Here is a 12,060-nt window from a genome sequence, read left to right as displayed (position 1 = left end):
CGGATTCAAGCCCCCGCCACGCACCTTGGACGAACTCGCCTGCCGTCCGTTTCTGCTCGAATTCGCGCTTTGCTCGGCTCTTGTGCTCCGGCCTCGATGCTCAGGGCTGCACTGGGGGGCGAGCCACCCGCTCAAGGCTCGCCCGAGCTCCTGAGCACGGCATCGGATCGAGTGTCTGGCGCATGGAGAAAATGACGGACTGATAAATTTCATGCATCAATGCATGCAAACATAGCACTTATCGTTTCAAAGTGTGTCGAGCAGAATCCAGCGACCACAAGCGCCAACAAGCCTAAATAAGATCGCTGGAGAAACTACCTATGCATGCCTCCCTCAAACAGGGCTCGTCATCCACTCGATCCAAGGCGGGCGCCGTGTTTCGCGTCACCTCGGGCAACTTCCTCGAACAATTCGATTTCTTTCTCTTTGGCTTCTATGCCACGCAGATAGCCGCCGTTTTCTTCCCCGCTTCGAGTGAATTTGCTTCGCTCATGATGACGTTCGCTGTCTTTGGCGCGGGTTTTCTGATGCGCCCGCTGGGGGCGGTGATTCTTGGGGCTTACATTGACGATGTCGGCCGCAGGAAGGGGTTGATCGTCACGCTTTCGATCATGGCCAGTGGCACCTTGCTGATCGTTCTGGTACCGGGCTATTCCAGCATCGGTTTCTGGGCGCCCCTACTGGTGCTTGTCGGACGACTGCTCCAAGGCTTTTCCGCTGGCGCTGAACTGGGAGGCGTCTCGGTCTACCTGGCGGAAATGGCAACTGCCGGGCGAAAAGGCTTCTATACCAGTTGGCAGTCCGCGAGCCAGCAGGTGGCGATTGTCGTTGCGGCCGCCTTGGGCTACGGGCTCAACCAACTGATGCCGCCCGCGATGATCGCGGATTGGGGCTGGAGAATCCCCTTTGCGATCGGCTGCCTGATCGTTCCCTTCATCTTCGTGCTTCGTCGCAGCCTGGAGGAAACCGAGGAGTTCGCCCGTCGCTCCCAGCGCCCGACCATGAAACAGGTGTTTGCCACGCTGGGCGAGAACTGGCGTGTCGTCCTCGCAGGCCTGCTGATGGTGGCCATGACGACCACGGCGTTCTATCTGATCACTGTGTACGCGCCAACTTTCGGCAAGACGGTACTCAACCTGAGTACAACGGATGCATTGCTCGTCACTCTGCTTGTCGGTATCTCGAACTTCGTCTGGCTGCCCATCGGCGGGCATCTGAGTGACAGGTTCGGACGCAAGCCCATGCTCATCGCAATGACTGTGCTGGCCGTCTTCACGGCTTATCCTGCGCTGTCATTCCTGGCTCAGGCTCCGAGCTTCGGGCACATGCTTCAGGTACTGCTCTGGCTGTCGTTCATCTACGGCCTCTACAACGGGGCGATGATTCCGGCGCTCGCCGAAATCATGCCGGTGGAAGTCCGGGTCGCTGGTTTCTCGCTGGCCTACAGCCTGGCGACCGCCGTGTTTGGCGGATTCACTCCCGCGATTTCCACGTGGCTCATTCATCTGAGCGGCGATAAAGGCGCGCCTGGCTACTGGATGACCTTCGCCGCTATCTGTGCGCTTTGCTCGACCCTGGTGCTTTACCGCAGAAGCTCCTCGCGTACCCCCATTCCTGTCTGATCGAGAGCGTCCTGAATGAAAGCACTGACAAAGCATCTTGCCGTATTAACAATTGGCCTCTGTGCGCTTAGCACTGCCGCGCATGCAGAAGAGCTGAACGTCATGACCTCGGGAGGGTTCACTGCGGCCTTCCAGCGGCTGAGCCCGAAGTATGCGAAGGCCAGCGGTGACACTATCCAGACCATTCTCGGTCCTTCCATGGGCAAAGCTCGCGAAGCGATCCCCAATCGTCTGGCGCGGGGGGAAGATGCCGATGTGGTGATCATGGTCGGCTACGCATTGGATGACCTCATCAAGCAGGGCGTGGTGGATCCGGCTTCCAAGGTGGAACTGGCGGATTCGCGCATCGGCATGGTGGTCAGGCAGGGAGCTCCCAAGCCCAGGATCGATACGGAAGAGGCATTCAAGAAAAGCCTGCTGGACGCCGGGTCGATTGCCTATTCGGACAGCGCCAGCGGGGTCTACATCAAGAGCCAATTGTTCCGGAGACTTGGGCTGGAGTCGCAGGTCGGCTCGAAAGCGAAGATGATCGAGCGGATTCCGGTTGCCTCGGTTGTTGCGTCGGGCCAATACGAGGTCGGTTTCCAGCAGGTCGCCGAGCTGCTGCCTGTTCCTGGGGTTACCTTCGTCGGCAAGATTCCTGAAAGCCTGCAATCGGTTACCCGCTACTCCGCCGGCGTCCCCCGCAATGCGAAACACCCGGAGAAGGCGAAGGAGCTGCTGTCGTACCTGTCGTCTGCGGCAGCGCAACCTATCGTGCAATCCACAGGTCTGGACTCAGTCCCCCAGTGATTTCACCGGCGTACTTCTGACAAGCCGTTCCAGCTCAAGCGCAGCGGGCGTCAGCGTGCGTCCGCGGCGCTTGATCAAACCTACGCTGCGTACGACCTCCGGCTCCTCCAATGGAACAGCCTTGAGTACGGGGTGGTGGGTGCGGGGCATGGCTATGGACGGTACGGCTGCCACGCCCAGCCCAGCTTCCACCAGCCCTATCGCGGTCGTCACATGTCGCGTTTCGCAGATGCTGTGTCGGGATGGGGACAGGCGCTTCAGGGCCTGGCTCAGGATGAGTCGGTTGCCCGATGTCTTGTCCAGTGAGATGTAGTCATGCTCATACATTTCGGACCAGGTCACCGCGTGTCGATTCGCCAGGGGATGATCGCGCCGACATGCCATCACGTAGCGCTCTTCGAGTAGCAGCTCGAAGGTCACTTCCGGGCTCAGATTTCCACTGAAGGTGACGCCAAAATCGGCTTCGCCACTCGCTACGGCAACGTTTACCTCATGCGCGCTGGAGTCCACCACCATGATCTTGATGCGTGGATACAGGCGATGGAATTCGCTGATCACGTTTGGCATGAAATAGTAGGCGGCCGACGGTACGCACGCGATGGTGACGCGCTCCATTCGGCTGGAGGCGACATCCGCAATGCTCATCAACGCATTGTCCAGCTGGTCGAGCACGCGCTCGACCTCCGGCACGAAGGCGCGGCCCACGGCCGTCAGGCTGACCTTTCGGGTAGTCCTGTCGAACAGGCGCACGTTCAAGGCGGATTCCAGCTTCTCGATACGACGGCTAAGAGCCGGCTGAGTGATCTTCACCGCCTCGGCAGCCTTGCGAAAACTGCCATTTTCAACGATGGCCCGGAACGCTTGCAGATCGTCTAGATCGAAGTTGATGCTCATCGGGGCGAACGGAGGATTGATGATTGAAAGACATCAATAACACTTTCGGTCGCGGTCGGAAAAGCGCAACGACGCCGATGATGAGGTCTCCATCCGAAATCCTTCGTAGTTTTTAACCCTCGGTTGCCGTTGGGCCGGCTCGTCCAGACAAAGGCGAGCCGAGGTCAAGGACAACGTTCGATCCTGGAGCACGCGGGCATCCCTGCCCGAGCCATCAGCGAATGCTGTTGCCGTGCGCCTGCTGGTCGGCATGGTACGAGGAGCGCACCAGCGGGCCGGAAGCGACGTTCTTGAAGCCCATCTTCGCGCCTTCCTCGGCGAACCAGGCGAAGGTATCCGGGTGGACGAAGCGCTGCACCGGCAGGTGGTTGCGCGAGGGCTGCAGGTACTGGCCGAGGGTGAGCATGTCGATGTCATGCTCACGCATACGCTGCATGACTTCGATGACTTCCTCGTCGGTTTCGCCCAGGCCGAGCATCAGGCCGGACTTGGTCGGTACGTGGGGGACCATCTGCTTGAACTTCTGCAGCAGGTCCAGCGACCACTCGAAGTCGGAACCCGGACGCGAGGACTTGTACAAACGCGGCACGGTTTCCAGGTTGTGGTTGAACACATCCGGCGGCTCCTGGGCGGTGATCTCCAGGGCGATATCCATGCGGCCGCGGTAGTCCGGGACCAGGGTTTCCAGTTGGATGCCGGGAGACAGCTGGCGGATCTCGCGCAGGCAGTCGGCGAAGTGCTGGGCGCCGCCGTCACGCAGGTCGTCGCGGTCCACCGAGGTGATCACCACGTATTTCAGGCGCAGGTCGGCGATGGCGATGGCGAGGTTCTTCGGCTCGTCGACGTCCAGCGGCTTCGGCCGGCCGTGGCCGACGTCGCAGAAGGGGCAGCGTCGAGTGCAGATGTCGCCCATGATCATGAAGGTGGCGGTGCCGCCGGAGAAGCATTCGCCCAGGTTCGGGCAGGAGGCTTCCTCGCAGACGCTGTGCAGCTTGTGCTTGCGCAGCAGTTGCTTGATGCGGGCGACCTCGGGCGAGGCGGGGATGCGCACGCGAATCCAGTCGGGCTTCTTCGGCAGTTCCTCGGTGGGGATGATCTTCACCGGAATGCGCGCGACCTTTTCTGCGCCGCGCAGCTTCACGCCGACTTCCACCTTGTGCGGTGCTGTTGCTGTGCTCATGGAGGCTTCCTGACAGCAGGCGTTCCGGGGCGAGCCCGGAACGCGGGTGGGGATCAACCGCGGTAGTAACGCTGCGGCACGAAGGGCGTACGGGCCACCTGCATGGGCACGCGCTTGCCGCGCACCACGGCCCAGACTTCGGTTCCCAGGGTGCTGTATTCGGCAGGCAGGTAGCCCAGGGCGACCGGCGCGCCCAGGCTGGGGCCGAAGCCGCCGCTGCACACCTGGCCGATCACCTGGCCGTCGGCGTCCACCAGCTCCGCGCCTTCGCGTACCGGCATGCGTTCCTGGGCCAGCAGGCCGACGCGCTTGCGAGCAGCGCCTTCGGCTTGTTGCGCCAGCACCCGCTCGGCGCCGGGGAAGCCGCCGGCACGTGCGCCTCCGGCGCGGCGGTCCTTGGAGATCGCCCAGCCGAGCGAGGCTTCGATTGGCGTGGTCTGGGTGTTCATGTCGTGGCCGTAGAGGCACAGGCCGGCTTCCAGGCGCAGCGAGTCGCGCGCGCCCAGGCCGATCGGCTGGACTTCCGGCTCGGCCAGCAGGGCGCGGGCCAGGGCTTCGGCGTGCTCGACCGGCACCGAGATCTCGAAGCCGTCCTCGCCGGTGTAGCCGGAGCGGCTGATGTAGCAGTCGGCGCCGAGCAGTTGGGTGCGGGTGAACTGCATGAAGGTCATCTGCGCCACCTGTGGCGCCAGGCGGGCCAGTACGCTGACCGCCGCCGGGCCTTGCAGGGCGAGCAGGGCGCGTTCTTCGAACAGCGGCTGGATTTCGCAACGGTCGCCCAGGTGCTTGCGCAGGTGCGCCAGGTCCTGCTGCTTGCAGGCGGCGTTGACCACCAGGAACAGGTGGTCGCCGGCATTGGCCACCATCAGGTCGTCGAGGATGCCGCCCTCGGCATCGGTGAACAGCGCGTAGCGTTGCAGGCCGACGGGCAGGCCGATGATGTCGACTGGCACCAGGCTTTCCAGGGCCAACGCGGCGTCTTCGCCACGCAGGATGATCTGGCCCATGTGCGAGACGTCGAACAGGCCGGCCTGCTCGCGGGTGTGCAGGTGCTCCTTGAGCACGCCGAGGGGGTATTGCACCGGCATGGAATAGCCGGCGAAGGGCACCATGCGGGCGCCGAGTTCCAGGTGCAGGGCGTGCAGCGGGGTGTGTGCGAGGGTTTCGGTGGTCATGTCGGGCTCCGGTTCCAAATCGTACGGACTGTCAGTGGGCGCGCGGCCGGGTCAGCATTCGATGATGTTGACCGCCAGGCCTCCGCGCGCGGTTTCCTTGTATTTGCTCTTCATGTCGGCGCCGGTCTGGCGCATGGTGCGGATCACCTTGTCGAGCGAGATGAAATGCTGGCCGTCCCCGCGCAGCGCCATGCGCGCCGCGTTGATGGCCTTTACCGCGCCCATGGCGTTGCGTTCGATGCAGGGCACCTGGACCAGGCCGCCGACCGGGTCGCAGGTCAGGCCGAGGTTGTGCTCCATGCCGATCTCGGCGGCGTTCTCCACCTGCTGCGGGGTGCCGCCGAGAACTTCGCAGAGTGCGCCGGCGGCCATCGAACAGGCCACGCCGACCTCGCCCTGGCAGCCGACCTCGGCGCCGGAGATGGAGGCGTTCTCCTTGTAGAGGATGCCGATGGCGGCGGCGCAGAGCAGGAAGCGCTCGACGCCGTCGTCGCTGGCGCCGGGCACGAACCGGCTGTAGTAGTGCAGCACCGCCGGGACGATGCCGGCCGCGCCATTGGTGGGCGCGGTTACCACGCGCCCGCCGGTGGCGTTTTCCTCGTTCACCGCCAGGGCGTAGAGGTTGACCCAGTCGAGGACGCTCAGGCTGTCGCGCAGGCTGGCTTCGGGACGCTCGCTGAGCTGGCGGTAGAGGCCGGCGGCGCGGCGCCGCACCTTGAGTCCGCCGGGCATGATGCCTTCCTTGCGGCAGCCGGCGCGCACGCAGTCCTGCATCACCTGCCAGATGCGCGCCAGGCCCGCGCTGGTCTCGGCGGCGCTGCGCCAGGCCAGTTCGTTCTCGCGCATCAGGTCGCTGATCGACAGGCTGTGGGTCAGGCACTGGTCGAGCAGTTCGCCGGCGGTGCGGAAGGGGAAGCGCAGCGGCGTGCGGTCGGCGACGATGCGGTCGTGGCCGGCCGCTTCCTCGTCGACCACGAAGCCGCCGCCCACCGAGTAGTACTCGCGGCTGCGCACTTGCAGGCCGGCCTGGTCGAAGGCGCGGAAGATCATGCCGTTGGGGTGGTAAGGCAGCGGCCGGCGGATCAGCGCCAGGTGCTCCTTCTCGACGAAGCCGATCTGGCGTTCGCCGCCCAGGTGCAACTGGCCGCTGCGGCGGATTTCCTGCAGGCGCGGCTCGACGCTTTCGGTGTCGACGCTATCGGGCTGCTCGCCTTCCAGGCCGAGCAGCACCGCCTTGTCGCTGCCGTGGCCCTTGCCAGTGGCGCCCAGCGAGCCGTAGAGCTCCACACGCAGGCTGTGGGTGGTGTCCAGCAGGTTGTCGCGGCGCAGGCCATCGACGAAGCGCGCGGCGGCGCGCATCGGCCCCACCGTGTGCGAGCTGGAGGGGCCGATACCGATCTTGAACAGGTCGAAGACGCTGAGTGACATGGGGGAGGCTCCAGAAGTCTCGGATCGCTGCGCTTTACCTGTAGGAGCGAGCTTGCTCGCGAACCAGTCCCGCTGCGAGGCCGTTCGCGAGGCCGAATCCGTTCCCTACGGATAACGGCATTCCCCACATCCCTGTGGGTCACAAGCTCGCTCCTACAGGTCAGGCCAATCTCAGCGGTAAACCGGATAGTCGGCGCACAGCCCGGCTACCTGCAGGGCCACCTTGGCTTCCACGTCGGCGTCGCCCAGGTGGTCCAGTACGTCGCAGATCCAGCCGGCCAGTTCGCGGCACTGTTCTTCCTGCAGCCCGCGGGTGGTGACGGCGGGCGTGCCGATGCGGATGCCGGAGGTGACGAACGGGCTCTGCGGGTCATTCGGCACGGCGTTCTTGTTCACGGTGATGCCGACGCGGCCGAGGGCGGCGTCCGCTTCCTTGCCGGTCAGGCCCTGCTTCACCAGGCTGATCAGCATCAGGTGGTTGTCGGTGCCGCCGGAAACCACGTCATAGCCGCGGTCGATGAACACCGAGGCCATGGCCTGGGCGTTCTTGATCACCTGGGCCTGGTAGTCCTTGAAGCCGGGTTCCAGCGCTTCCTTGAAGCACACCGCCTTGGCGGCAATCACGTGCATCAGCGGGCCGCCCTGGGCGCCGGGGAAGACGGCGGAGTTGAGCTTCTTCTCGATCTCTTCGTTGGACCTGGCCAGGATCAGGCCGCCACGCGGACCGCGCAGGGTCTTGTGGGTGGTGGTGGTGACCACGTCGGCGTAGGGCAGCGGGTTGGGGTACAGGCCGGCGGCGACCAGGCCGGCGACGTGGGCCATGTCGACGAACAGCAGCGCCCCGACCTTGTCGGCGATGGCGCGGAAGCGCGGGAAGTCGAGGGTCTTGGAGTAGGCGGAGAAGCCGGCGACGATCATCTTCGGCTTGTGCTCCACGGCCAGGCGCTCGACTTCGTCGTAGTCGATCAGGCCGGTGGCGGTGTCCAGGCCGTACTGGATGGCGTTGTACAGCTTGCCGGAGGAGGAGACCTTGGCGCCGTGGGTCAGGTGGCCGCCGTGGGCCAGGCTCATGCCCAGGATGGTGTCGCCGGCGTTGAGCAGGGCGAGATAAACAGCGGCGTTGGCCGAGGAGCCGGAGTGCGGCTGGACGTTGGCGTAGTCGGCGCCGAACAGCTGCTTGGCGCGGTCGATGGCCAACTGCTCGACCTTGTCGACGTGCTCGCAGCCACCGTAGTAGCGCTTGCCCGGGTAGCCTTCGGCGTACTTGTTGGTCAGCCCGCTGCCCTGGGCCTGCATGACGCGCTTGCTGGTGTAGTTCTCCGAGGCGATCAGCTCGAGGTGGTCCTCCTGGCGGGCCTCCTCGGCATCCATCGCCGCGAGCAGTTCGTCGTCATAGCCCTGGATCTGGTCGTGCTTGCTGAACATGGGGTTACCTCACGAATGTCGGGTGAGGCGCGCCCGGCCACCGCCGGGCGCGCCGTGCGGCTTCAGGCTTCCTGGTAGCTTTCCAGGGACGGGCAGGCGCAGATCAGGTTGCGGTCGCCGTGGACGTTGTCGACGCGGCCCACCGGCGGCCAGTACTTGCCGTCGACCAGGCTCTGGACCGGGAACACCGCCAGCTCGCGGCTGTAGGGGTGTGTCCATTCGCCGACCAGTTCCGCCGCAGTGTGCGGGGCGTTCTTCAGCGGGTTGTCGCTGGCGTCCAGCTCGCCGCTTTCCACCGCGCGGATTTCCTCGCGGATGCGGATCATGGCGTCGCAGAAGCGATCCAGTTCTTCCTTCGACTCGCTCTCGGTGGGCTCCACCATCAGGGTGCCGGCCACCGGGAAGGACATGGTCGGCGCGTGGAAGCCGTAGTCGATCAGGCGCTTGGCCACGTCGTCGACGCTGATGCCGCTGCTGTCCTTGAGCGGGCGCAGGTCGAGGATGCATTCGTGGGCCACCAGGCCGTTGCCGCCGCTGTAGAGGATCGGGTAGTGCTCCTCCAGGCGACGGGCCACGTAGTTGGCATTGAGGATCGCCAGCTGCGAGGCGCGCTTGAGGCCGGTGCCGCCCATCATGCGGATGTACATCCAGGTGATCGGCAGGATGCTGGCGCTGCCGAAGGGCGCCGCGCTCACCGCGCCGACCTTGCGTTCCAGCTGCTCGCCGTGGCCCGGCAGGAAGGGCGCCAGGTGGGATTTCACGCCGATCGGGCCGACGCCCGGACCGCCGCCGCCGTGGGGGATGCAGAAGGTCTTGTGCAGGTTCAGGTGCGAGACGTCGCCGCCGAACTTGCCTGGCGCGCAGAGGCCGACCATGGCGTTCATGTTGGCGCCGTCGATGTACACCTGGCCGCCGTTGTCGTGGACGATGGCGCAGATCTCGCGGATGCCTTCCTCGAACACGCCGTGGGTGGACGGGTAGGTGATCATCAGCGCCGCCAGGCGGTCGCGGTATTCCTCGGCCTTGAAGCGCAGGTCGTCGATGTCGACGTTGCCCTTGGCGTCGCAGCCGGTGACCACCACGCGCATGCCGGCCATCTGTGCGGTGGCCGGGTTGGTGCCGTGGGCGGAGGAGGGGATCAGGCAGACATCGCGGTGCGCTTCGCCACGGCTGGCATGGTAGGCGCGGATCGCCAGCAGGCCGGCGTACTCGCCCTGGGAGCCGGCGTTGGGCTGCAGCGACACGGCGTCATAGCCGGTGGCGGCGCAGAGCATGGCCTCCAGTTCCTGGGTCAGGGCGCGGTAGCCCTCGGCCTGCTCGGCCGGCGCGAAGGGATGCAGGTTGCCGAATTCCGCCCAGGTGATCGGGATCATCTCGCTGGCGGCGTTGAGCTTCATGGTGCAGGAGCCCAGCGGGATCATGCTGCGGTCCAGCGCCAGGTCCTTGTCCGCCAGCTTGCGCAGGTAGCGCATCAGCTCGGTTTCCGAGTGATAGCGGTTGAACACCGGATGGGCGAGGAAGGCCGACTGGCGCAGCAGTTTGGCCGGCAGACGGCTGGCGGCGGAGGCGGCGAGGGTGGTGAAGTCCGGTACGGCCTGGCCGTTGGCGAACAGCCCCCAGAGTTGTTCGACATCCGCCAGGGTGGTGGTTTCGTCGAGGGCGATGCCGACGCGCAAGGCGTCGATCCGGCGCAGGTTGATCCGCGCGGCGACCGCCCGCTCGTGCAGGGCGGCGACCTGTCCGGCATCGCTGAGGACCAGGGTCAGGCTGTCGAAGAAGTGTTCCTGCTCCACGCTGACGCCCAGCTTGGCCAGGCCCAGGGCCAGGGTGGCGGTCAGCTGGTGGATGCGCTGGGCGATGCGCTTGAGCCCCTTCGGGCCGTGGTAGACGGCGTACATGCTGGCGATGTTGGCCAGCAGCACCTGCGCAGTGCAGATGTTGCTGGTGGCCTTCTCGCGGCGGATGTGCTGCTCGCGGGTCTGCATGGCCAGGCGCAGCGCGCGGTTGCCGAAGCGGTCGATGGAGACGCCGACCAGGCGGCCGGGCATGTCGCGCTTGAAGGCATCGCGGGTGGCGAAGTAGGCCGCGTGCGGGCCGCCGAAGCCCAGCGGCACGCCGAAGCGCTGGGCGCTGCCCAGGACTACGTCGGCGCCGAATTCGCCCGGCGGAGTGAGCAGGGTCAGCGCCAGCAGGTCGGCGGCCACCGCCACCAGGGCGCCGGTGGCATGGAAGCCGGCGAGGGGCGCGCGGCAGTCGAGCACGTCGCCGTGGCTCGCCGGGTACTGCAGCAGGGCGCCGAAGTAGGGGCTGAAGTCGGTGAGCGCCTGCTCGTCGCCGACCACCACCTCGATGCCCAGCGGCTCGGCGCGGGTGCGCAGCACGTCGAGGGTCTGCGGGTGGCAGTGCATGGAGGCGAAGAACGCCTGGGCGGCCTTGTTCTTCGACAGGCGCTTGCAGAAGGTCATGGCCTCGGCGGCGGCGGTGGCTTCGTCGAGCAGCGAGGCGTTGGCGATCTGCATGCCGGTCAGGTCGCTGACCAGGGTCTGGAAGTTCAGCAGCGCTTCCAGGCGGCCCTGGGAGATTTCCGGCTGGTAGGGGGTGTAAGCGGTGTACCAGGCCGGGTTTTCCAGCAGGTTGCGCAGGATCGGCGCCGGGGTGTGGCAGGGGTAGTAGCCCTGGCCGATGTGGGTCTTGAACAGCTGGTTCTTGCTGGCGATCGCCTTGATCGCAGCGAGGGCTTCGGCCTCGCTCTGGCCGGCCGGCAGGTCGAGCACGGCGGTGCCCTTGATGCTGTCGGGGATGACGCTGGCGGTCAGTGCGTCGAGGTCGGCGTAGCCGAGCAGTTCGAGCATGGCGCGGACATCGCTGTCGCGCGGGCCGATGTGGCGGGCGACGAATTCGTCCTGGGTGCCCAGGGCATTGTCATGGCTGGCCATGGTGGGTTCCTCAGGCGCTGATCAGTTGCTGGTAGGCGGCTTCGTCGAGCAGCGCGTCGAACTGGCCGGCGTCGCTGGGGCGCATGCGGAAGAACCAGCCGCCGTTCTGCGCGTCTTCGTTGACCAGCTCCGGGGTGCCTTCGAGGGTGGTGTTCACTTCCACCACTTCGCCGTCCAGCGGCATGAGGATGTTGCTGGCCGCTTTCACCGATTCCAGGGTCGCCACTTCGTGGCCGGCGTCGTAGGTGCCCGGCTCGGGCAGTTGCACGAAGACCACGTCGCCGAGGGCTTCCTGGGCATGGTGGGTGATGCCGACAGTGATCAGGCCATCGGCATCCAGACGCAGCCATTCGTGTTCGACGGTAAAGCGCACTTGGCTCATGGGAACTCCTCGGGGGTCAGACTCGCCGCTTCTTCGGGCGGGCTTTGGGATGGGCTCGTGTCGGGTAACGAGCGGTGTCGAGGAGGAAAGAGCAAGGCGGATGCCAGTTTTATATTTTATTTATAAATCAATAAGTTATGCGTAATTGAGGGTGATCTGGATGATGTTTCTGTATTGAATTCGATACGACTTGTCGTGATCGGCCTCCAGCGCCCGGCAGATAGGC

9 protein-coding genes are annotated in these 12,060 nt (G+C 65.3%); 2 read left to right on the top strand and 7 right to left on the bottom strand.

Features of this window, described 5'->3' with window-relative positions; all coding sequences use genetic code 11:
* Nucleotides 1-320: 320 nt before the first annotated feature.
* Both O6P39_RS14465 and O6P39_RS14460 read left to right on the top strand, forming a co-directional pair.
* On the top strand, nt 321-1,622 hold the full coding sequence (locus tag O6P39_RS14465; RefSeq protein ID WP_275607198.1) for an MFS transporter: 1,302 nt from the start codon (nt 321-323) through the stop codon (nt 1,620-1,622).
* A gap of 15 nt (nt 1,623-1,637) precedes the next feature.
* Nucleotides 1,638-2,414, top strand: coding sequence for a substrate-binding domain-containing protein (locus O6P39_RS14460; RefSeq protein WP_275607197.1), 777 nt, complete (start codon nt 1,638-1,640; stop codon nt 2,412-2,414).
* On the opposite strand, the gene O6P39_RS14455 is transcribed toward O6P39_RS14460, so the two are convergent.
* The 7 genes from O6P39_RS14455 to gcvH all read right to left on the bottom strand — a co-directional run bounded on the left by O6P39_RS14455 (nt 2,400) and on the right by gcvH (nt 11,834).
* On the bottom strand, nt 2,400-3,308 hold the full coding sequence (locus tag O6P39_RS14455) for a LysR family transcriptional regulator (RefSeq protein ID WP_275607196.1): 909 nt from the start codon (nt 3,306-3,308) through the stop codon (nt 2,400-2,402). The two genes, O6P39_RS14460 and O6P39_RS14455, sit on opposite strands and share 15 nt — an antisense overlap.
* Before the next feature lie 214 nt (nt 3,309-3,522).
* Nucleotides 3,523-4,488 (bottom strand): lipoyl synthase, encoded by a 966-nt coding sequence (gene lipA, locus O6P39_RS14450; protein ID WP_275607195.1) that lies wholly within the window; start codon nt 4,486-4,488, stop codon nt 3,523-3,525.
* A gap of 53 nt (nt 4,489-4,541) precedes the next feature.
* Nucleotides 4,542-5,663 (bottom strand): glycine cleavage system aminomethyltransferase GcvT, encoded by a 1,122-nt coding sequence (gene gcvT / locus O6P39_RS14445; RefSeq protein WP_275607194.1) that lies wholly within the window; start codon nt 5,661-5,663, stop codon nt 4,542-4,544.
* A gap of 51 nt (nt 5,664-5,714) precedes the next feature.
* Nucleotides 5,715-7,091: an L-serine ammonia-lyase gene (locus O6P39_RS14440; protein ID WP_275607193.1), complete on the bottom strand. Its 1,377-nt coding sequence runs from the start codon at nt 7,089-7,091 to the stop codon at nt 5,715-5,717.
* A 171-nt stretch (nt 7,092-7,262) separates the two neighbouring features.
* Nucleotides 7,263-8,516 (bottom strand): serine hydroxymethyltransferase, encoded by a 1,254-nt coding sequence (glyA, locus tag O6P39_RS14435; protein WP_275607192.1) that lies wholly within the window; start codon nt 8,514-8,516, stop codon nt 7,263-7,265.
* A 62-nt stretch (nt 8,517-8,578) separates the two neighbouring features.
* Entirely contained in the window at nt 8,579-11,452 is a 2,874-nt protein-coding gene (gene gcvP / locus O6P39_RS14430; protein ID WP_275607191.1) for an aminomethyl-transferring glycine dehydrogenase, read from the bottom strand.
* A gap of 10 nt (nt 11,453-11,462) precedes the next feature.
* A complete protein-coding gene (gcvH, locus tag O6P39_RS14425; protein WP_275607190.1) occupies nt 11,463-11,834 on the bottom strand; it encodes a glycine cleavage system protein GcvH in 372 nt (123 codons plus the stop codon).
* Nucleotides 11,835-12,060: the final 226 nt, after the last annotated feature.

The organism is Pseudomonas sp. PSE14, from assembly GCF_029203285.1.
Taxonomy (GTDB): domain Bacteria; phylum Pseudomonadota; class Gammaproteobacteria; order Pseudomonadales; family Pseudomonadaceae; genus Pseudomonas.
Note: the sequence above shows the minus strand (reverse complement) of the source record. Positions and strands in the feature narration are given on the sequence as shown.

Coding starts and splice junctions, on each gene's coding strand:
- gcvH (WP_275607190.1), bottom strand. CDS start 11,834: ATGAGCCAAGTGCGCTTTACCGTCGAACACGAATGGCTGCGTCTGGAT.
- O6P39_RS14455 (WP_275607196.1), bottom strand. CDS start 3,308: ATGAGCATCAACTTCGATCTAGACGATCTGCAAGCGTTCCGGGCCATC.
- gcvP (WP_275607191.1), bottom strand. CDS start 11,452: ATGGCCAGCCATGACAATGCCCTGGGCACCCAGGACGAATTCGTCGCC.
- gcvT (WP_275607194.1), bottom strand. CDS start 5,663: ATGACCACCGAAACCCTCGCACACACCCCGCTGCACGCCCTGCACCTG.
- O6P39_RS14465 (WP_275607198.1), top strand. CDS start 321: ATGCATGCCTCCCTCAAACAGGGCTCGTCATCCACTCGATCCAAGGCG.
- lipA (WP_275607195.1), bottom strand. CDS start 4,488: ATGAGCACAGCAACAGCACCGCACAAGGTGGAAGTCGGCGTGAAGCTG.
- O6P39_RS14440 (WP_275607193.1), bottom strand. CDS start 7,091: ATGTCACTCAGCGTCTTCGACCTGTTCAAGATCGGTATCGGCCCCTCC.
- O6P39_RS14460 (WP_275607197.1), top strand. CDS start 1,638: ATGAAAGCACTGACAAAGCATCTTGCCGTATTAACAATTGGCCTCTGT.
- glyA (WP_275607192.1), bottom strand. CDS start 8,516: ATGTTCAGCAAGCACGACCAGATCCAGGGCTATGACGACGAACTGCTC.